Genomic DNA, 21,130 nt, shown 5'->3' with positions numbered 1-21,130 from the left:
GATAACTAAGGGCTGCTTTACGCTTTGGCCTGATCAGACGACTGCGATCGCCAATCTGGGCTTAATGGTAACATTTTTGTGGCTCCTTGCGGTTGATGCACCCTACCCCATACTAGCGAATTATTGGGGCGATCGCTAATCAACCCCCATCTATAAGGGCCTCCTGACATAAGCCTGGTTTAGTGGGGGCTAATTTTAAGTTATGCTTCCCTACATTAGGCAAATCTACGCCAAACCAGGTTATATAATACTAATCTCAAAGCTGCTGATTTACCGAAAGCCAAACCAACAGACCTAACACGGGTTGATTTAAGTCACGCTATCCTAAAGGGGTGTCAACTTGGAGGAGCTAATTAAAGTCATGCTAATCTCAAGGGAGTTAACCTCACGGATGCTGATTTTACCGAAACTGGGCTGATCATAACTTATCTCAAAAAGGCTATGATACCCAATAGTGAAATTCACAGATGATCCGCCTAAACCTGTAAGTGCTTTTCTGGTCAACTTTCGGCTTTCCCCATTACCTCAAAGTGGCGGCTATTGTTGCTGATTGGGGGTTGTCTTCGCCCATTTATAGGTTTACTAATTCAGGGTTAAAAGTAACCAACTGTGAATAGTTGTTAATCAGCTAGGGAACAGCTTGACGGGGAAAATGGGGGGAGGGGGGGAAATATATCAGCAGGAATTTAATGGCTAATTTGCAGGTTGAGATGGTAACTAACTCTACCAGTCGGAAGGTGAGCCTAAATCAGATGGAAGCCTCCAAACCAACAGTTCAAATACCAGGGTATGAAATTCTCGATCTTATCTACAACGGCTCGAGTACCGCTGTTTATCGTGGTTTGATTAGTGGCGATCGCCAACCTGTGGTAATTAAATTATTGCACGATCGCTATCCTAGCGCTAATGAACTGGAGAAATTTCGCCACCAATATACTATCGCCCAATACCTGAAAGGATTACCAGGAATTGTTAATATATTAACTCTGCAACCCTACGGTAATGGATTAGCCTTAATTATGGCTGATGATGGGTTGATTTCTTTGGCTGAATATATCTATGAGTATCCCCTGGATATCCCCAAATTTTTGACTGTCGCCACGGCTATTGTGCAAATTCTTGATGGTCTACACCGTCGCCAAATTATCCACCGGGATATTAAGCCTCAAAATTTGCTGATTGACCCCATTACTTTAGCTATTCAGTTGATTGACTTTAGCATTTCGATTAGACTCTCAGATAATGTACTTTTACCACATCATAATAAAGCCTTAGAAGGGACTCCGGCTTATATTGCTCCCGAACAAACTGGACGCATTAATCGAGGCGTTGATCATCGGACAGATTTTTATTCTCTGGGGGTGACTTTCTATGAGTTATTAACTGGAAAATTACCTTTTAAATACAATAACCCCATGTCGTTTGTTCACGCCCATATTGCCAAAAAACCTCAACCTCCCCATTTGATTAAGCCAGAAATTCCGTTAATTATTAGTGATATGATTCTGAAATTAATGGCGAAAAATCCTGAAGATAGATATCAAACTGCTTGGGGTATCTATATGGATTTGGTAGAGGCGAAGACACAATGGGAAATCGACAACCAACAGACATCTATTAAGCTGGGTTTTCCCTATGCAAGTTCCCCTGATAATTTGATAAAATTTAGGTTTGTCGAACTGACAAAACACCTATCTTTAGACGCTCATACGCAGTCGGAGGTTGACGAAAAATTGCAACGGTTAAATCCCTTAACTCAACGGCTATTACAGCAGGCTGCTTGTTTGGGGAATGAATTCGCCTGGGATATTTTATTGAGGGCTTCTCAGGTCTCACCAGCTCAAATGGGAGCGCTTTTGACTGAGGCGATCGCCGCTAATTTAATTGAGTTAGTAACGGCAAACTGCTATAGTTTTGTTAACCCTAGTATCCGCGCTGCTGCTTATCACCAAATTCTCCCTAATCAACGAGGTGCTATTCACCTAGAATTAGGCAGACGGCTTTACCCATATCTGACAGAAAAACCCTTTGATGGTCAGGGTAAAATATTACATTTTATGGTAGTCAATCAGCTAAATTTAGGTGTAGATTTAATTGGGGAACAGTCGGAAAAGGATAAGTTAGCAGAACTCAATTTAACGGCTGGATTTTTAGCTGTAAATCAGCACAATTACCCTCAAGCGATCGGATATCTGATCGTAGGTATCGGTGTAATTGGTGTGGAGGGATGGACAAGACAATATGAACTCACTTTAGCACTTTATACCGAAGCAGCACGGGTGGCTTATTTAGTGGGTAATGAGGAACAGATGAGTCAATGGTGCGATCGCATTTTGGCGGAAGCTCAAACTCTGGCTGATCAGGTAAAAGCCTGGGAATTAAAAATATTGATAGACCTTGATAAAAATGAATCCCAGACACCGATTATTAATACCATTAATTTATGTACACAGTTGGGGGTAGAAATTCCCCTTTATCCAAGTGAGGAGAGATTACAACAAGCGCTGGATAAATTGAGTGATTTATCTGATTTATCTCCGGTTGAGTCTGATAATTATGGGGGATTATTTAATGATAATCAAGCCGATAATCCCCGGCGCTTTGCAGTACATTTACTGTCATTAATTTGGGAAGCCAGTCGCCGTTATTATCCCCAAATGGCGCGGCTTATTGGCTTGGAAATGCTCAACTTATCAGTGGATTTGGGAATAAGCGATCGCCTGGCTGTAGCCTACGCTGCTACAGGTTTAATCTTGACAGAATCAGGAGATGTAGATAGGGGATATACTTATGGTAAATTAGCCTTGAAATGGCTGCCTAAGTTAGATTTTATACCCTTAAAATACCGGGTGTTACAATGGGTTAATCAAGGGATTATACCTCGCCGCGAGTCCCTAGCTAATTGGCGTTCTTGTTTACCTCCTGAACAGTTACCCCCCTTGGCTTATTTAACCGGAGTTGAATTAGGTTCTTTGAGTCCTACTCCAGCCATTAATACCCTCCAGGGTACTTTGACTGTAGAAGAGTGGTTGGCGAACTCATCAGAAGACATATTAACCTTTAATGATTATCTCGATCGCTTAATGGTTGCCTATATTTTGAGAGACTTTCCTAGGGGTTGGGAGTATGCACAATTAGCCAGAAATCATGTCAATAACGTAATTTGTGTGGTGTCAAAAGTCCTATTTTATGCCTATGATTCCTTAGTTCAATTAGCCATTCATCCCCCACCGCCAGAAGTTTGGGAAACCGTTAGGAATAATCAGGATATTCTGCAATCTTTTTGTGTATCCGCACCTCAAAACTTTAGGCATTTATGGGAGTTGGTAGAAGCTGAAAAATATCGAGTTTTAGGAGACCGTATTGAGGCGATCGAAGCCTATGACCGCGCCGTGGAATTAGCTCATCAAAATGGTCATAACCGCGAGTTAGCAGTAGCCAATGAACTAGCCGCACTGTTTTATTTAGACTGGGAACGCCACAAAATTGCTCGGACTTATTTAATTGATGCCTATTATGGTTATGCAAATTGGCAAGCATCCGCTAAAATAAAACTGCTAGAATCAGGTTATTTTCAACTGTTAAAACCTCTTCTTACTCGCCATAAATCACAGTATTTAGGAGCTACAGAAACCATTATTTCTAGTAGTACCGGTGCAGATGTTTTGGATTTGTCTACTGCCGTTAGAGCTTCCCAAGCATTGTCTGGAGAAATCGATTTAAAACAGCTATTGTCTAAGTTAATGCAAGTGCTATTAGAGACTGCGGGCGCGCAAAAGTGTTGTATTATTTTAGGCGATCGCTTATCCAATTTGGCTATAGAAGGGGTAGCCATTTGTGATATGATATCTACATCAAACTCTACCCATACAAATCCCGGCAAAATTCAAGTTATATCAGTGTTAGAATCTATCCCTATCACCAGTAGTCAACAATTGTCTAAGGGGATTATAGAGTTGGTAATGTCCACAGCAAACCCTGTCATTTTTGATAATGTTAGCCGTGATTTTATGAAGCCGCCAGAGGATGAATATTTACAGCAGAATAAACTATTATCTCTGTTGTGTATGCCGATTTATCATCGCGGCAATTTGGTGGGTATTTTATATCTAGAAAATAATTTAATTTCCGGTGCTTTTACCTCAGAAAGATTACAAATTCTCAATGTTTTATTTTCTCAAGCTGCTATTTCTATTGGTAATGCTCGACTTTACTCGAAAATTCGGGAAGGTGAACGACGCATGACTCAATTTTTGGAAGGAATGCCAGTTGGTGTGGCTGTAGTTGATAGTTTGGGGAAGTTACAATATATCAATCAACAAGCCAAACAATTACTTAATAAACAGCTTAAAATCGGTGATATTTGTGATGCTTTTTTACCCATGCTACAGCCATTTGTAGATGGTTCTGTAGACAGTACCAATGCGGTTGATATCCATCAAGAAAAAAAGGCGATCGCTAATTTTCTGGAAATTAATCAAGGCGATAAATTAATCCCTATAGAAAGTTGGGTAACTCCCTACTATAACGCAGAAGGTGATTTAATCTATGCAATTATTGCCTTTCAAGATATTACCGAACAACAACAACGGGAAATCGCTCTCCGAGAAGCTGAGGAACGATATCGCAGCATTTTTGAAAATGCCTTAGATGGCTTATTTCAGAGTACCATAGATGGTAAATATCTGCGTGCAAATCCCGCCATGGCTAGGATATTGGGTTATCATTCTCCAGAGGATATCATCAACAGTTGTGATGATATTTCCCAGCAAATATATGTCAATCCCGACGACCGCCAAACCTTTGAAACATTAATCAGAGAAAACGGAGAAGTCTCTAACTTTGAATGTCAGTTTTATCGGAAAGATGGTAGCAAAATCTGGATTTCTGAAACCGCCAGAGCCGTCCGAAATAAAGCAGGTGATTTACTCTACTATGAGGGACTATTAGAAGATATCACCTCACGCAAAATCGCCGAAAAAGAGCGATTAGAGTTATTAAATGAACTCTCCGAATTAAATCGCAATTTAGACAAAGCCTTAGATGCTGAATTTGAAATGACAGACGCTGCGGGTCGGTTTGTACCCCATCAGTTTCTTTCCTGCTTAGGTTATGAAAGTTTAGTCGAAGTTAAACTAGGAACTGCTGTTCAGAAAGAAATGTCAATTTTATTTTCTGATATCCGAGACTTTACCAGTTTATCCGAGGGTATGACACCAGAGGATAGTTTTAAGTTTATCAATGCTTTTTTAAGCCGTATGGAACCAGAAATTGTAGATAACTATGGTTTCATTGATAAATATATTGGCGATGGAATTATGGCTTTATTTGGTGAAAAACCAGACCACGCAGTTCAGGCGGGAATTGCTATGCTCAAACAATTAAGTGAGTATAATTTGACCCGTAGTAGACCCGGAAGGCGACCTATCCGCATTGGCGTAGGTATTCATACAGGAACCCTCATGCTGGGAACTGTTGGTGGTCGCAATCGCATGGATAGCACCGTTATTGGAGATGCGGTTAATTTGGCGGCTCGCATTGAGAGTCTCACCAAAAATTACAGCGTCTCCTTGCTAATTACCCACCAAACCTTAATGGGATTAGATGACCCTAATCAATACGCCTTTAGGATTATTGACAGAGTGAAAGTGAAGGGGAAAACTGATGCGGTAACAGTTTACGAGTTCTTTGATGCTGACCCCCCAGAATTACACGCCAAAAAGTTAGCAACTAAGGTATTATTTGAGCGTTCCCTATTCCGTTATTATCTCAACCATACCTCAGAAGCTAAACAGGGATTTCAGGATTGTTTATCTGAAAATCCTGATGATAGGGTCGCTAGAATTTACTTGAATCGTTGCTGGGAACAACTCCGCTATCAATAGGATTACCTAATTGTCTCAATTTACCGTTTTCCCCTCCCTTAGAGTTTCCTAGAATTGAGGCTTTGGTGTAGGGTGAGAATCGGTCTACATGAAGTGTTTAACAACCCCACTTAAATCTTGATTGAGGGGAGTACCCAAAGCCGTAAATTTCCATTTATCATTGTCTCGGTAAAGTTCCCCCATCAACATAGAAATTTTTTGGTCGTATGAAGGGTCTGCTGAGAGGTTATATAAAGCCATTTCTTCACCCCTAGCATCTACGACCCTGACAAAAGCATTTTCTACCTGACCAAAATGCTGTTGGCGAGTTTTAGCTTGGTAAATACTTACCCCAAGAATAATGCGGCTGTACCTATCTGCGATGGAATTTAAACGCATAAAAATACACTCATCATCCCCTTCTCCCTCCCCAGTTAAGTTGTCTCCAGAATGGTAAATTGTGCCATCACTAGACTTTAAATGACCATAATAAATCACATCATCTTTATAATTGCCGATTTTGTTACTATCCGAGAGTAAGATAGCATAAGCATCTAAATCAAAATCAGCACCTCCTCCGAATAAATTACCCAAAAAACCCTTAGATTCTGCTACATCCCATCCCAAACCCATCATCACATTAGATAGGTCATATTTACTTTTATCAAGGACAATACTTTGTCCTTTTTTCAGGTTAATACCCATGGTTAAATCTCCAAGTTTTGATGACGGAATTTAAACGTATTTATCTACGAAACTTTGCAATCCCTCATTATATCCCTGTCCAACTGCATGAAATCGCCATTCACCATTTTTATTATATAACCTGCCAAATTCGACGGCGGTTTCCCGAGAAAAGTCTTCTTCTAGGTCATACTTAGCAATCTCGGTATTAGTTTGCTGGTCATAAATACGGATATAGGAATTGCGGACTTGACCGAAATTTTGTCGCCGTTGGTCAGCATCATGAATGGTCACGACAAAAATCAATTCTTCAATAGCAGAATTAACCTGAGTTAGATCAATTTCCACAACCTCATCATCACCACTTCCCGACCCGGTGCGATTATCTCCTAAATGGCGCACTGAGCCATCTGGGGAATTCAAATTATTGTAAAATACAAAGTATTCATCTTGGGGGATTTTGCCATTGCTGGCTAACATAAACACGGAAGCATCTAAATCAAAATCCACCCCGGTATCAGTAGCGTTGATATCCCATCCTAAACCCATTCCGACTTTTTCCAGTCCGGGGGACTCTTTGGCGAGATTAATCCGTTCACCTTTTTTAATGTTGACTGACATATTCGCTTCTCCTTGAACTAAATTTAGCTTTGAAAAACAATGCGTTTCTGATATTCGTCTTCTGTCATCATGCTATGGGAATCTGCTACCCTATCCAAAAATATGATCCCTTCTAAGTGGTCATATTCATGCTGAAAAATACGAGCGACAAACCCAGTTAGTTCTCGGTGTTCAAGATGACCGTCTCGGCTGGTATATTCAACTTCGATCGCCTGATAACGGTTCACAATTCCCCGAATTCCCGGAACACTCAAACAACCTTCCCAGTCAGCCACCATTTCATCAGATTTACCGATGATTTTCGGATTAATCATAGCAGTGGGTTCCATTTCGGGTGCTGCTGGATAGCGGATACTAGGACGGGAAGCGATGACTAAGATACGATCGCTATATCCCACCTGTGGCGCAGCAATACCCACGCCATTTTTTTCAATCACGGTTGCCATTAAATCATCAATCAGAGATTGAATGCGTGGTTCCCATATATTAGCAACAGGTTGAGCATGGTCACGCAGCACCGGGTCGCCTAACTGAGTAACCGCGAGTATATCTGCCATAGTAGTGTCTCCCAAATTCACAAACCGAGGTAGAACCGTTTAGCCAGTTGTTTGAGATGGCAAGTTCCCCGTTTTCACTTGCAAGATCCGGGAACTTCCGTTGCGATTCACCTCAATCTGTAGTATACTCCCTACAGTCTTACTTTGTACAATTTGCTGCACTCTTTCAGATGTTTTAATAGTTTGTTGGTCAAGATTGAGAATCACATCTCCCGCTTGCAGTCCCGCTAGGTCAGCAGGGGAGCCAGACACGACATTAACAATTAATACCCCATCAGTGTCAGGAATAGCAAATGGCAAACCTTGGGTATTTTGGAGTTCTTGGCGGAATCTTTCGGTGAGAGTGACCATTTCAATTCCCAAATAGGCGTGTTCAGCGCGACCGGAAGTGATTAACTGTTGAGCAATTTGTTGAGCATGATTAATGGGAATCGCAAATCCCAACCCCTGAGCGCCGCTGATGATGGCTGTATTCATCCCAATGACCTCTCCCTTAGCATTCAGCAGGGGACCGCCAGAATTACCAGGGTTAATAGCAGCATCAGTTTGGATGAATCCAATGCGCTTGTCAGGAACACCCACATCAGTGCTAGAACGTCCTGTAGCGCTAATAATTCCGACGGTTACGGAGTTATCAAGTCCGAGGGGGTTTCCAATGGCGATCGCCCATTCTCCGGGGGAGAGTGTTTCAGAATTTCCGATAGTGACAATGGGTAAATCGGTCGCGTCAATTTTAATAACGGCTACATCTGTGACCGAATCAGTACCCAACACCCGACCATCATAGCGGCGACCATCTTTTAGTATAACTTGCACGGTATCAGTGCCTTCGACGACATGGCTATTGGTGAGAATGTGACCATCAGGAGATAAAATAAACCCAGAGCCAGTCCCTTCCTCAAAGCGATCGCCAGGGGGACGCATACCCCTAGGAGGATTAAAAAAGTCCCTAGGGAGAGAATTCTCGAAACGATCGCGACTGACCCGCCGAGAAGCATTAATTCTCACGACCGCCGGACCCACCTTATCGACTGCTTCTACAATAAAGTTAGAGGCTCGGTCTGAGGAGGGATTAAAGGGGTGATTAAACCAATTAGGGGCGTTCAGTCTCGGTTGGGATCTAGTTTCTGGGATACCCATATCAGTCCGATCTGGGGAACCGACCTGAGAAACTGTTTCGCCATTAGGATTAACATTGTTGCCCAATTGGGTCTGTAGCCAGCGATCGCCCATTATCGCTCCGGTCCCGCCAATCAGCAAAAACAGAAAATAGATAATAGGGTGTTTCCAAAAGCCTTTTCTAGTGGTATCAGTCATAATGACTCAAATATAATTTAGTAGGGGGCTGTGCGGGGTTAGCATCTGATACCAACTTCCCGTCATGATCAGGCACTTTGTCCCAATCTAACATGATTTTTGCCAGCTCTGGCAGAATCGCCGGAGCAAATCTTTAATTTTGGTAAGCCGTGGATATTTCTGTTGAACAGTTATGGAATCAAGTTCTCGAACGTCTCCAGCTACAGCTTGGGGAGCCCACATACAACACCTGGATTAAAACGGCGATCGCCACTAGCCTAGAAAACCATTGTCTAGTAATTAGCACAGCTAACCCCTTCGCCTGTAATTGGTTACAAAAGCACTATCGGGAGATCATCGCAGATGTCGTGCAAGATATTTTAGGCGATCGCCTGGAAATTTGTATCACCACCGGAACCGGAGAATTAGTTACCATCGACCATCACAATCCTAGGGTGTCATCGAGTGGGTTAGATACCGTAGGGGAAGTAGTCCCCACCGTCCATAAACCCCCTCATCTTAATTCTAAATATATGTTTTCCCAGTTTGTGGTGGGGGCGGGGAGTCGTTTGGCTCATGCTGCGTCTCTGGCGGTAGCGGAGTCTCCCGGACGTGAGTTTAACCCTTTGTTTCTCTGTGGGGGGGTGGGTTTGGGTAAAACTCATTTAATGCAGGCGATCGGTCATTACCGCCTAGAAATTAATCCATTAGCTCGTGTTTTTTATGTGTCTACAGAAAAGTTTACTAATGATTTAATTACCGCGATCCGCCGCGACAGTATGCAGAGTTTTCGCGACCATTACCGAGCCGCTGATGTCTTGTTAGTGGATGATATCCAGTTTATTGAGGGGAAGGAGTACACCCAGGAAGAGTTTTTCCATACTTTTAACACTCTCCATGAGGCGGGGAAACAAATTGTCTTAGCTTCCGATCGCCCACCGACGAAAATTTCCGGATTGCAGGATCGCCTATGTTCTCGGTTTTCCATGGGGTTAGTAGCGGATATTCAACCCCCTGATTTAGAGACCCGGATGGCTATTCTTCAGAAAAAGGCTGAGTATGAAAATATGCGACTCCCCCCAGCGGTGATTGAGTATATTGCGACTAACTACACCTCGAATATTCGGGAGTTAGAAGGGGCGTTAATTCGGGCGGTGGCTTATATTTCTATTTCCAGTCTTCCCATGACTGTGGAGAATATTGCGGCGGTTTTAACCCCGAAAGAACAGAGGTCTGAGTCATCCCCAGAAATTGTTATTCAAGCTGTCGCGGAGAAGTTTAAGGTATCGGTGGAGGATTTAAAAGGTCATTCTCGCCGCCGAGAAATTAGTTTAGCTCGTCAGGTGGGGATGTATTTGATGCGACAGCATACGGATCTGAGTTTACCTAAGATTGGGGAAGTGTTTGGAGGCAAAGATCATACAACGGTTATGTATGGCTGTGAAAAGATTACCAAACGCCGCGATCGCGATTCAGAACTGCATCAGATTCTCCAACAGTTAAGCGATCGCATTAATTTAAACAGTCGTTAAGTCGGGTAGAACCACTCGTAGCAAATCAGTTGTAAATCCTCCTCGGTAATTTCGCGGATTTGGGATTGTAAACCCTCCTGGTCGGCGTTTAGACCGTCATAGAGTTCGTTTTCGCAGAACAGTTCGTCGAGTTCTGTCACCATTGCCAAAACCTCATCACTGTGCTTGTATCGATTCCAGATCGAGTCGATATCCTTTTTGTAGGTACGTTGCAATTCCCGCTGAGTTCCGATGACCCTCAAAACCTGATTTTTGATGTCAAGTTCTTCAGGTTCCCATTTTTCCCACAGTTGTGGCTGGCTGAGAACTTCTTTAATTTTGTGGAGATTTCCCGAAAGTCGCGGTTTAAATCGATTCCCCACCCGATCGCGTTTTAGAGATTCTAGCAGGTTTTTCGTCGCCCTTTCCAGGACGTAAAAAATAGCATTGTCGAAGGGCGCGGGCGGCAACAGTTCCGGGTCAGACCACTCGCATCTGATCCAGTCGAAGATTTTGCCCTTGTCCGCCACCAGGTGGCTCATATCAGTAACGATCGCCCCTCCTTGGCGCGGGTAGCAATGCCAAAAATAGCGATCGCGGGCTTTAAAAGCCAAAAAAATCCCCCCCTCCGAAAAATTCCGGTGAGGGATGTTGAAATAGCGGGTGCTGTGAATCCCCATGGGTATATCTTCGATTTTCCCCAAGTCCTGTTCTTGGATGAATTTAAGCAGCGGTAGGCGCATCTCGTCCAGGGAGACCAAATCTGATGCCAGTTCCAGTTCCGCCAGAATTTCCGCCTTTTCCTCCTCGCTATCAGCATCTTTCAACCGTCGCAATTCCTCCAGGGATTTATTCGAGATTTCCTCCCCCAGGACACTGGCATCTAACCCCACGCTGTTGTCGATTTCAGCGATGCGCTGTTGTAGGCGTTCCACCAAACCCAGTAGCCTTTCTAACCCTTCTTCGGGGAAACAGTTGTAGATGTAGAGCGTCTCGTAGTCCGTCCCTAATCGGTCAATTCGCCCCGCCCGTTGAATCATCCTCACCGGGTTCCAGTGCAGGTCATAGTTAACCAGAATCCCCGCATCTTGGAGGTTTTGACCTTCCGAAAGCACATCGGTGCTGATCAGGATGTCGATGGGGTCAAGAGCGATCGCCTCTTGTTCTTGGTCCGATTCGCAGTTAGATTTAGGCGCGAAGTGTTTAACTATCAATTCCCGCCGCCGCCCTGATGTTGACCCGGTAATCATTTCCAGCTTGGGATTACCCATAGCTTCCCGCCATTGTGCGTCCCCTGTCAGTGCCTCGTAGATGTATTGGGCCGTATCTTCAAAGTAGCTAAACACCAGGATTTTTTGACCTCGGAGGGTCAGTAGCAAATCCTGGAACGCCATTAGCTTGCGATCGCTTTTCTGGTCCTGTGGAAACTGCCGGATCTGTTCTAGGGTGTTCAAGATATCCTTGAGGGTGTGGATGTCCGTTTCTATCTGTTCTGTCAGTTGGGGGATGTCGTAGTCGCCCGAGTCGATATCTTCCAGTCGTCCCAGCATTTCCACCAGTGAGGTTTCCCCGTCATCTTCCACTTGAGCCGAAAGGATATATTTGCGGAAGTTTTTGCTATCGAGTAACTTCCCTTGGTGGGCGAGAATGTCGAAGAAGGCTTGCTGAAAGCTGGCTTGATTTTTGATAGATTTCTCGAAAGCTACCAGGGAACTTTCAAAGCGCTTCAAGTACAAAGCCTTTTGCAGCATCACCAGGGCCCGATTACATTTGACTTCCTTCTGGTCTTTCTGGTTGGCGCTGCGTTTAAATTCTTTGCTGTTGTAGGGTGCGAGGTTCAGACCATCCACGCGATCGCCAATATCAGCGTATAGACCCTGGAAACTCGCCTCGAAATTGTAGGTAAATTTCTCCAATTGTCGTTGGGGGAAGTGGATCTGTTTTCCGGCGATGAAGATCTGCTCTCCAGCATCCTGTCGTTTTTTCACGTCCTGGCGGCTGCGTCGGACCATGGTTTGCATCAGCAATTCGGTGATTTCCGCCTTCCCCTTCACCAACGCCCCAAAGTGCTTTTGCAGGTTTTTGATACCCCAGTCCTGGTAGTAATTGTCATTCCCACGGGTGATGAGTAGAAGCTGGTGGTACAGGTCGAACATCGTGTTATTGATGGGGGTTGCTGTCAACAACAGGACGCGCTTTTCTCGATTCCCGCTGCTGAGTAGTTTTCTCAGGGTTTCGTAGCGCTGGGTGGCGCTGTTGCGGAAGCGGTGGGACTCATCCACCACTACCAGGTCATAACGGTTATATTTAGCATAATCAAAGCCCTTTTGTCCCATTTCTTCGTGGGAGATGACATCGGCTTTCAATCCATACTCGTCTAGCTTCTTCTTCCACACCAAATCTCGCAATTGCGCCGGACACAGCACCAACGATCGCGGAACGTGGCCAGGTCGTCGGAGTTTGGTTAGGTAGTAGTCTATCACCCGCAAGCTGATGTAGGTTTTACCCAACCCCACAGCATCAGCCACCATACAGCCATTGTGCCGTTCAATTAGGGCGATCGCCCGCTCGAAACCTTCATGTTGAAAGCTGGCTAAATCTAGGCTAGTGCGATCGCCTTCGGCTACCATGGAATCGTCTTTAAACAGTTCCCAAAGGGCTTTTAAAAATACCTGGTAGGGGGTGTAAGGCTTGCTGCCAAATTTGGAGGCGTTGAGGGCTTCTATGAGCTTCTGTTTGTAGTCCAGGTCAACGCTGGGGTCCTCCCAAAACTTCTCGAACCAGTTAACTCGCAGGTCGCGGGCGATCACCGTGTTTTTATTGATGACATTAAGTTCCGTGTTTCCTTCCAATCCCGCCGGGGTGAGGTTGCTGGAACCGACGATGCTATAATTGTCGAAGATGTAGGCTTTGGCGTGCAGAAATTGCGATTTTTTTCCCTCCACTCCAAACAGCCGGACGTGGATATGGTCTTGCTGGAAAAAAGCGATCGCCCGGTCGATTTGCTGCTTGTATTTCAGGTTATATTCCCACTGTTCGAGTTGTCGTCGGGTTTCTTCTTGGAAGTATTTAACCAGGTCAATGCGATCGCTCTCTGCTGGTCGGATAGCCGGGTCACGTCCAATCAGCAACCGCAGCGATTCCAGATGGTTCATTGCTTCTTCCAAATGCACCCACGCCTCAATACGGAAAAATCCGGTCGCGATATCCAAAACCCGTTGTTCTTCGTTTTCAATCAGTTGTTTAAGGATGGTTTTCAGGGTTTTAGTCGAGTTATCGATATAGTCGTCGGTAATTAGCATGACCCCATTAATTAGATTTGATGATTGACCTGATTTTGGGCTGCTGGCTATCCTCTCAACCGGGAATTTACAACACCAAATCAGCTTACCAATTTTCTCTCAAAAAAACACCTCGAAGACCTTTCAAAGCCCTACTGCTTTTTTAATCAAACTCCCCAGCAATTGAGTCCCAACTTCCCCCGTAACAGCACCGGCTTTATCCTGAGTCTTTATAGGCTTCCATCTTCGGGTTTCCTGGTGTCAACCCATTGGGTGATTCTCCTAACCGCAAAACTATTTTCCTGATTAGATCCATGTCTCTTTTCACAAGTTTAATCTCCCCTAATAATCCTCATTTCCTCAGCCGTCAACCCGTACAGGTCAGCAACGCGATCGTCTATTTCCGCTTCCCACTCCTCAACTCCCACACCTTTCGCATCCAGACATTTTTGGACTAATCTTTCTATGGCTAGATAATCTGATTCATGTACAGAAGGTATGGGAACTTGTTTAAGTTGCTCTTTATAAGCGCGTAAAAAGCCATTTTGTAAATCATTACAAATATTAATTAAAAACCACCAAACTATAGATGAATTTAATATCGCTACAATTACTTTATTGTTAATGGGAATCATAAAGAGTGTGTCATTAAAATAAAAGTTTTCGATATCCAAAGCAAAAGTTGCTTTATCCATAATTTGTCTCAAAATAATTTTAGGCTGTTTAAACTCCTGCCAATAAGCACAACTTCTTAATTCCCAGAAATACTTACCCTGATCGCATCTCTTAATCAATCTATCCCTATAGCATTCCAACTTAAAATAAATAGCTGGATAGGTTTTAGCAAAAATCTTTTCTGCTTCTTTCTCAGTTTTCGCATCACTCCAGGGATGTTTTTTATTTTCCGATGATTCAATTTTAATTAAATATTGTTCAGCCCAATCAACACACCACCGTTTAACATCCCTTCCCCGCAAAAAAGGTTTTAATACCTCTTGAGAAGATGGATGTTCAGCAATCAACCTGTCCCGTGTTTCTCTGTCAACAACAAACGCCTCATTATAGCCTGTTTTAATCCCGTAATAAAACCGACCATTAACATACTCACCCAAAGGAGTACCAGCAGCCCGCAGCTTATCCAATAACCGCAATGTAGCAGGAGATTCTAACCGCCAACCATCAGCCGTTAACTCCTTCTGAAGAAGCAGAAAATTCTGTTTTTTAAACACCGCAGCAAACTCATCAATTGACTGTCCGATTTCCCAATTAAAGACCCGCGCTTGATGGTTGTCTGGTTTTGCCTTGTTGAGCAGGATAATGCTAGGATAAGCGATCGCCTCAAATACAGAAGCATCCCCGAAATCAATCAGCACATCAACCTTAGCCTTTTCCCCCAAGAATTTGCGGAGTTTCTCACCATACCCAGCCCGGAAGTATTTATTAGACGAGATGTAAGTTAAATGCCCTCCTGATTTGAGTAAACTCAAGCCTCGCTCATAGAAATAAACGTATAAATCAGCCACCCCTGTATAACACTCATATTCTGCTTTTAATGCTGGTTTCAACTCTTTAATAGCCTCTTGTCTCACATAAGGCGGATTGCCGATGACCACATCAAAGCCACCTTTTTCATCAAAAACATCTCGAAAGTGCAGGTGATACTGGAAGAAATTAAGAGAGATTTTCCCGGAGTTCACCTCCTCCCAAAAATTAGTTAGGTTGGTTAATTTATCGGTAATGTTATCTCGTTTATCCAAGAGGATTTTAGTGGGTTTTTTGAGTCTTTGAATGCCGCTATCGCATTCTTTTAACTGACCTTGTAGGTATTGAATCCGGTCTTGGACAGCCACCCTAAACACATTCATCTCAGCTTCCAAAATCTGCTTTCTGAGTTGGTAGCGTTCCTCCGTTTGAGCATCAAAGTATTGTTTTTGCAATGCCAGTAAAGGTTGGATAGCCGTTTGAATGGGAGTTATTGCCAACGTTCCCTGTTGGTCTTTGGTGGGATCTGGGATTAATTGTTCACCATGAATCGTAGAAATTAAACTATTCCCACACATTAGTTTATAGTCAAGGTTAGGCAGAGGTTCCACATCTTCGATGCTGGGAATATCCACCACCAGCGACAACCACATTCGCAACTTCGCGATTTCGATCGCCTCTGGTTTGATATCCACCCCATAGAGGTTGTTAGCGATCATGTCGCGCTTCCACTGGCTAATGGTCAGGCTGCCGCGCTTCACCGTCATCCCTTCCCGCCGGGCGATCGCCTGTCTCACGTTCACCATAATTTGCAGCATCCCCAGGGGAAACGCACCCGAACCCACAGCCGGGTCAAGTACCTTAATATTATCCAGTGCTTTCTTGAGCGATCGCACCTGTTGGGAACTCATCAATTGATTAAAATCAGAGTCGGTTAAGTTCGGGTCATAGTCGATCAATTTTCCCACAGTTTCCAACTCCATGCCCGTTTCATCCGCCAGATAGCGGCATAACACCTCCGAACACATGAACTGGACAATACCTCTGGGAGTGTAGAACGTTCCCGACTTGCCGCGTTCTTCCACTTCCAACATATTCTCAAACACCTTCCCCAACATTTCCGGGTCAACCGCCACGTCCTCATCCCCCGCCACATTTTCCGCAACGGTGAAGTTGTAGCCGTTGAAATAACTCAGGATGCTGTCCGTATCTGCGGGGTCAAATATCGAGTTAGGAAGTCTCACCGCCTCCGGTGTTTCTCGTCCAGCCGCATCGCGTATACCCTCGCCGTAGTCGCGCTCAAACAGCCCCCCGTTGAGGTAAGGAATTTTCCCCCAGGGGGATTCGCAGTCGGGTCGTTGGCGGTTCAGGGTGTCAAAAAACAGGGGTTCGAGGATATCCTGGTAGTAGTCGCAGTCCTCCGACTGAAAACCGTTTTTCCGGTATTGGTGGGTCAAAAACTGGCGATCGCCTGCCAGAAACTCTTTTTTCTGGAGGAAATACAGGAACATCAGCCGCCCCAACAGTCGCTGAGAGAACTGGTGCAGCCTGTCTCCGTCCTGAAAATAGGGGTGGGGGTTATATTCCATCACCACCGCTTTCACCCGCTCGAATAGGTCACGATAGCCCCTGTAGAAGCTCTTGGTCAGTTGTTCCACATCGAAGGCTTCGCAGTGTGCTTGGTACAGTTGGGAGGGGGATTTACCCTTAACAGCCAAGGCTTCCAGGCGATCGCGATCGTAGGCGGTGGGGTTAGTGCGATCGATGAGTAGTTTGCGAATGTTGCCCTTGATGTTTTTGTTCTCGTCGAAGGCTTTGCGGGGGTTCACCAACATCAATTGGTTATAATCCTTGGTAGCCATCAACAGAAATTCCGTGCTTTGCTGTCCTAACTGGTTAGCGATCGCCTTCATGCGGCCACTCGCCGTGCTAGGTGTTTCCCACTCGCCCCCGCGTAGTTGGAACAGGATCACCTTAAAATCCGGGTCGCCGTTTTCCTGTTGGGCGATTAAGTAAGCCCTATCAACCGCCTCAGCATGGCGATCGCTCAGGTCCACATCTTCGGGATCAAATTCTTCGCAGCAGGTATCGTATCCCAACCGCCGGAATAAATCCGCGATTTTCTCCGGTCCGGTCAGACCCCTGATATCTTCAATTCCCAGCAAACGTTGGTTGGGCATATTGGCTTTCTAATGATGCGATCGCTACCCTGTCAACTCCCGTCAAATACCCGGTAGTATTTGAACAAGCCAATACAGCCCATAGGCGATCGTTATTCTTCGGCTGCTGGCGGTTTCCAGTATACCCCCCCACCCACAACCAAAACTCCCATATTTTACAATTCTTATTAATTCCCCTATCGCCATGGTTTTAATATTTGCCTAACTATGACTCTAATTCCTCATCTAACATTCAGAAAAATTCCGTTAATTTATATTAAAAATATCCCCCAAAAATTCCGCAATTATAGCCTATTTATTTATATGTTAATTAAATGCAAAATTGCTTAATATGCCGCCCTTTGGGAACAGACCTGGCGTCAATTCCCATACACATTAAAGCCCCTCTGACTCCCTCCGACTCCGGGAGACAGCTAAAAAACCATAATCTGGGGGCGGGTTCGGAACTGTACCCATGGTTTATTGATATTCTCGCCCGTAGGGGAGGAACTAGCCTTCTCCCATTTTCAGCCTCAAGCATACCCTGTGGAAAATGTTGTGGATAACTTGCCTATTGTTGCCAAATACTAAGATTCACAGGGGATTGAACCGGACCAAATCCCTATCGATTTGATGGATTTTCCACAGTTTTTCCACAGATACTCATAGGATGGAACCCTGAACCAGATGCAAATTTAAGCCTAATTTCCACAATTTCCACACTGGCTCGCCACCCCCTAAACAATTAGGTTCAACACCTAGGTTCAGAACTTATCAGAACTTAGGCGATCGCCACGCCGCCATCAGAGATATAATATTAGATTCAGTCCCCTTGCTAAATACCTGAAATGCGGTTAATTGTAGAACAGGAACAACTCAGTTCTAATCTATCCTTAGTTTCGAGAGCCATTCCGTCGCGTCCCAGTCACCCGATTTTGTCTAACATTTTGGTGAAAGCTGATGCGGACACTCAACAATTGAGTCTAACCGCCTTTGACTTGAGTATGGGAATTAACGCCAGTTTTCCGGCTCAGGTTCAGCAGGGGGGAGTTTTAACCTTACCTGCTAAATTGCTCAATGATATTGTCTCCCGTTTACCTGGGGGCGATATTGAGGTCAATGATGAAGACACCGAAGCTGTCGTTACTCTAACTTCCAGTTCAGGACGCTATCAAGTCCGGGGAATGGTGGCTGAAGAGTATCCAGAGTTACCCTCCGTCCAAGGGGAACATAGCATTCAACTAGCGGCTGATAGTCTATTGGAAGGCTTAAAGGGAACTCTCTTTGCTACCAGTCCTGATGAAACTAAGCAAGTCCTAGCTGGTGTTAATCTCAAAGTCGGAAAAGATACCCTCTGTTTTGCTTCCACCGACGGTCATAGACTCGCAGTGGTCAAGGTGGAAAATGTCCGAGACCCCAATAGTGAAGAACAAGAAGACCTGGAAATAACTATCCCAGCACGCGCCCTGCGGGAGGTGGAACGCATGATTGTAAGTGCTAACTCAGGGCGACATAGCACCGCCACCGAGGAAGAAGCCACAACCCCCCTCATGGTGACTTTAGGTTTTGATGATACCCAAGTGGTTTTTGACGTGGGAACTCGTCGTTTGAACTCTCGTAAGTTGGAGGGCGCTTATCCGGCTTATGAACAGTTAATACCTAATAAGTTTTTAAGCCAGGTTAATGTTGAACGACGGACCCTTTTGGGGGCTTTAGAACGGATTGGGGTTTTAGCCAGCCAAAAAAATGATATTGTTAAATGTATCATTGATGAGGTAAATCAACAAATTTCCCTATCTGTAGAAGCTGCTGATGTCGGGAATGCTTTGGAGTCAATGCCTGCTCAGATTTCCGGTGAAGAACCCAAGGAACTTGCCTTTAATGTCAAATACTTAATGGATGGGTTAAAGGTGTTAAATAGTTCGGAAATTCAGATACAGTTAAATGCAGCCAGCACTCCCGTAATTATCAATCCTTTGGGAGGTTTAAAAATGACTTATTTAGTGATGCCTATTCAACTGCGTAGGTAGTAGCACCACAAGACAATTCAAGTGAGTCAACTGTAGACAGGGGCGGGGATAGAGCCGTTAATTAAGGATGCTTTTCGCGGTGAGCATAAAACCATACTGCGCCGCCAAAACATCCCTGATGATTTGACTCCGCCTCGCCCCGGTAAAATATAGATAATGGCTGGGATTTGGAGCCGGTATCAAACCCTAATCTATGACCAGAAACTTAATTATTTTCTGATTCTGGAAATGTGCGTTTGAAGTCTTCTAGCAACTCATCCATTTCCTCGAGAGCCTGATTTACATCAATTCGCAAAGGCCCTAAATTAGGTTTTTCCAATAACTTGAGTAGAGCTTCCCGTTGGCTCTCAATTAAGGCAACTCGCTCTCGGATCTTCTGTGAATCCATGGATTATCCTCTTGTCACCTAGGTAGTTAGATTTCGATAATTCTAGCATCAAACTCAAGTTTTGTGTTCTGGTGATGTGAAAAAAACGGGACTGGGGAACTGTAAATGATTGGGGTTGACGGGCAATTTTTTGGTAAAGTATTGATTGATGCCAACAATTTATAATTAGTTAATCTGATGTTTCGGAAAATTTCTCTAGCTCAAGTGGGTTTAGTGCTGGGTGGGTTAATTACTGTGGTGGGGTTTGTCGCCTATTTTGCTGACTATGCTACCCTAAATCTAGCGGGATTTTTTTATGGGATTCCCCTATTATTGGGAGGACTGGCTCTGAAAGCGGCAGAAATTAAACCTATACCATTTTCTGAACCGACAACGCCAGAAGTCCTCAGCAAGCGGGAACAACAGGCGACCCCTACTCAAAATCAAGTGCGATCGGATGTTACCCGCTATCGTTATGGCCAATCGGCTCACCTCATTGATGCGATCGAACGCCTGAAACTAGGAGGGAATGATGATGAACATCCACAGCTCCAAGCCTTGCGGGAAGGGGTAGTTGATGGCAGTTATGCGTTAATTTTAGAATTTTACTCGCCTTTTGTGCCTCTATCGGTTTGGGAAGAAAAGCAAACCAAAATTGCTCAATTTTTTGGTCCGAATTTGCGGGTACAGGTGACTCAACCAGACACTGATTGCGTGGATTTAATCATGATTGCTGACACGGAAAGCTAATTGAGTGGCAAATTTGGGGTTAAGGTTGAAATCCCATAGCTTGGGAGGGTGCTGGTGTATATGCTACCTATTCGGGATTGCCTTTTTCTAAACGTACTGCATACCACTGTAGATATTTTCCGGGTCCTAAATCAAGATCACAGCAGGTATTGATAAGATATTGGGCTTGCTGTGAGGGTGTGGGAAACTTTTGGAGTTCACGGGGGAGATCATCTTGTAGTTGGGCTAGAATAGCCTGTAACTTGTCTGTAAGTTCGGCGACAGTCATAAGTTGCTCAGGTTGGTTAGGCTCCAAGACAACAAAGTGATCTTCCTGGTACATTAGAGAATCTGCCATAAAAAGTTTTGACCAAATCTGATCTGATGGAGGACAATCTCTAGCATAATCGTGGTACGATCATTTTGCTAGGTGCGAGACGTTCAGGTTCAGACTATCGGTGTTTAAACACAATTGGGTGTGGCTTGGAATTTAAAAAATGTTGCGGAATTCCCCTTCCTCGCTTGCAGGGAGGGGATGAATAGCAACCA

The 21,130-nt window shown here is 44.4% G+C and carries 14 protein-coding genes and 2 pseudogenes; 7 read left to right on the top strand and 9 right to left on the bottom strand.

All coding sequences use genetic code 11. The annotated features are described in order from the left end of the window. Nucleotides 1-222: 222 nt before the first annotated feature. The 3 genes and pseudogenes from P5674_RS26605 to P5674_RS11790 form a co-directional block, all read left to right on the top strand. A pseudogene (locus tag P5674_RS26605) lies at nucleotides 223-357 on the top strand (pentapeptide repeat-containing protein); the annotation flags it as partial. Beyond that, nucleotides 358-471: pseudogene (locus tag P5674_RS26600) on the top strand (pentapeptide repeat-containing protein); the annotation flags it as partial. Between the two features lie 218 nt (nucleotides 472-689). After that, nucleotides 690-5,885 carry a protein kinase domain-containing protein gene (locus tag P5674_RS11790; protein ID WP_315670009.1) on the top strand — a complete coding sequence of 1,732 codons (5,196 nt, stop codon included), beginning with the start codon at nucleotides 690-692 and terminating at the stop codon, nucleotides 5,883-5,885. Nucleotides 5,886-5,969: 84 nt separating this feature from the next. Here P5674_RS11790 and P5674_RS11785 read toward each other — a convergent pair whose 3' ends face one another. Genes P5674_RS11785 through P5674_RS11770 form a run of 4 tightly spaced genes read right to left on the bottom strand, consistent with a single transcriptional unit; the run spans nucleotide 5,970 to nucleotide 9,043 of the window. After that, a complete protein-coding gene (locus tag P5674_RS11785) occupies nucleotides 5,970-6,569 on the bottom strand; it encodes a TerD family protein (protein WP_006618876.1) in 600 nt (199 codons plus the stop codon). Between the two features lie 30 nt (nucleotides 6,570-6,599). After that, nucleotides 6,600-7,169, bottom strand: a complete 570-nt coding sequence (locus P5674_RS11780) for a TerD family protein (protein ID WP_006618875.1) — start codon at nucleotides 7,167-7,169, stop codon at nucleotides 6,600-6,602. 23 nt (nucleotides 7,170-7,192) lie between these two features. Further along, a complete protein-coding gene (def, locus tag P5674_RS11775) occupies nucleotides 7,193-7,726 on the bottom strand; it encodes a peptide deformylase (RefSeq protein WP_006618874.1) in 534 nt (177 codons plus the stop codon). 39 nt (nucleotides 7,727-7,765) lie between these two features. Continuing rightward, entirely contained in the window at nucleotides 7,766-9,043 is a 1,278-nt protein-coding gene (locus tag P5674_RS11770) for an HhoA/HhoB/HtrA family serine endopeptidase (RefSeq protein ID WP_006618873.1), read from the bottom strand. Nucleotides 9,044-9,192: 149 nt separating this feature from the next. Between P5674_RS11770 and dnaA the strand changes: the two genes are divergently transcribed. Further along, nucleotides 9,193-10,554: a chromosomal replication initiator protein DnaA gene (dnaA, locus tag P5674_RS11765; RefSeq protein WP_006618872.1), complete on the top strand. Its 1,362-nt coding sequence runs from the start codon at nucleotides 9,193-9,195 to the stop codon at nucleotides 10,552-10,554. On the opposite strand, the gene P5674_RS11760 is transcribed toward dnaA, so the two are convergent. The 3 genes from P5674_RS11760 to P5674_RS11750 form a co-directional block, all read right to left on the bottom strand. Next, a complete protein-coding gene (locus P5674_RS11760) occupies nucleotides 10,551-13,835 on the bottom strand; it encodes an SNF2-related protein (RefSeq protein ID WP_006618871.1) in 3,285 nt (1,094 codons plus the stop codon). The genes dnaA and P5674_RS11760 overlap by 4 nt on opposite strands. Nucleotides 13,836-14,146: 311 nt before the next feature. Next, nucleotides 14,147-17,476: an Eco57I restriction-modification methylase domain-containing protein gene (locus P5674_RS11755; RefSeq protein ID WP_315670008.1), complete on the bottom strand. Its 3,330-nt coding sequence runs from the start codon at nucleotides 17,474-17,476 to the stop codon at nucleotides 14,147-14,149. Continuing rightward, entirely contained in the window at nucleotides 17,448-17,609 is a 162-nt protein-coding gene (locus tag P5674_RS11750) for a hypothetical protein (RefSeq protein WP_158307541.1), read from the bottom strand. The genes P5674_RS11755 and P5674_RS11750 overlap by 29 nt, the downstream gene beginning before the upstream one ends. Nucleotides 17,610-17,683: 74 nt before the next feature. Between P5674_RS11750 and P5674_RS11745 the strand changes: the two genes are divergently transcribed. Both P5674_RS11745 and dnaN read left to right on the top strand, forming a co-directional pair. Next, nucleotides 17,684-17,806 carry a hypothetical protein gene (locus P5674_RS11745; RefSeq protein WP_286131398.1) on the top strand — a complete coding sequence of 41 codons (123 nt, stop codon included), beginning with the start codon at nucleotides 17,684-17,686 and terminating at the stop codon, nucleotides 17,804-17,806. A gap of 497 nt (nucleotides 17,807-18,303) precedes the next feature. Next, on the top strand, nucleotides 18,304-19,485 hold the full coding sequence (gene dnaN, locus P5674_RS11740; RefSeq protein ID WP_006618869.1) for a DNA polymerase III subunit beta: 1,182 nt from the start codon (nucleotides 18,304-18,306) through the stop codon (nucleotides 19,483-19,485). A gap of 205 nt (nucleotides 19,486-19,690) precedes the next feature. Here dnaN and P5674_RS11735 read toward each other — a convergent pair whose 3' ends face one another. Next, the gene (locus P5674_RS11735; RefSeq protein WP_006618868.1) at nucleotides 19,691-19,873 is read right to left on the bottom strand and encodes a hypothetical protein; all 183 of its coding nucleotides are present in this window, start codon (nucleotides 19,871-19,873) and stop codon (nucleotides 19,691-19,693) included. Between the two features lie 177 nt (nucleotides 19,874-20,050). Between P5674_RS11735 and P5674_RS11730 the strand changes: the two genes are divergently transcribed. After that, on the top strand, nucleotides 20,051-20,602 hold the full coding sequence (locus P5674_RS11730) for a DUF2854 domain-containing protein (protein WP_006618867.1): 552 nt from the start codon (nucleotides 20,051-20,053) through the stop codon (nucleotides 20,600-20,602). 67 nt (nucleotides 20,603-20,669) lie between these two features. On the opposite strand, the gene P5674_RS11725 is transcribed toward P5674_RS11730, so the two are convergent. Then, on the bottom strand, nucleotides 20,670-20,939 hold the full coding sequence (locus tag P5674_RS11725; RefSeq protein WP_006618866.1) for a chlororespiratory reduction protein 7: 270 nt from the start codon (nucleotides 20,937-20,939) through the stop codon (nucleotides 20,670-20,672). Between the last annotated feature and the right edge of the window lie 191 nt (nucleotides 20,940-21,130).

It is taken from the genome of Limnospira sp. PMC 289.06 (genome assembly GCF_032350395.1).
Taxonomy (GTDB): Bacteria; Cyanobacteriota; Cyanobacteriia; order Cyanobacteriales; family Microcoleaceae; genus Limnospira; species Limnospira platensis.
Note: the sequence above shows the minus strand (reverse complement) of the source record. Positions and strands in the feature narration are given on the sequence as shown.

Bases quoted from the DNA above. Each gene is read 5' to 3' on its own strand.
- P5674_RS11735 (WP_006618868.1), bottom strand. From the start codon at position 19,873: ATGGATTCACAGAAGATCCGAGAGCGAGTTGCCTTAATTGAGAGCCAA.
- dnaN (WP_006618869.1), top strand. From the start codon at position 18,304: ATGCGGTTAATTGTAGAACAGGAACAACTCAGTTCTAATCTATCCTTA.
- P5674_RS11790 (WP_315670009.1), top strand. From the start codon at position 690: ATGGCTAATTTGCAGGTTGAGATGGTAACTAACTCTACCAGTCGGAAG.
- P5674_RS11770 (WP_006618873.1), bottom strand. From the start codon at position 9,043: ATGACTGATACCACTAGAAAAGGCTTTTGGAAACACCCTATTATCTAT.
- P5674_RS11755 (WP_315670008.1), bottom strand. From the start codon at position 17,476: ATGCCCAACCAACGTTTGCTGGGAATTGAAGATATCAGGGGTCTGACC.
- P5674_RS11730 (WP_006618867.1), top strand. From the start codon at position 20,051: ATGTTTCGGAAAATTTCTCTAGCTCAAGTGGGTTTAGTGCTGGGTGGG.
- P5674_RS11785 (WP_006618876.1), bottom strand. From the start codon at position 6,569: ATGGGTATTAACCTGAAAAAAGGACAAAGTATTGTCCTTGATAAAAGT.
- def (WP_006618874.1), bottom strand. From the start codon at position 7,726: ATGGCAGATATACTCGCGGTTACTCAGTTAGGCGACCCGGTGCTGCGT.
- P5674_RS11760 (WP_006618871.1), bottom strand. From the start codon at position 13,835: ATGCTAATTACCGACGACTATATCGATAACTCGACTAAAACCCTGAAA.
- P5674_RS11745 (WP_286131398.1), top strand. From the start codon at position 17,684: ATGACTCTAATTCCTCATCTAACATTCAGAAAAATTCCGTTAATTTAT.
- P5674_RS11725 (WP_006618866.1), bottom strand. From the start codon at position 20,939: ATGGCAGATTCTCTAATGTACCAGGAAGATCACTTTGTTGTCTTGGAG.
- P5674_RS11780 (WP_006618875.1), bottom strand. From the start codon at position 7,169: ATGTCAGTCAACATTAAAAAAGGTGAACGGATTAATCTCGCCAAAGAG.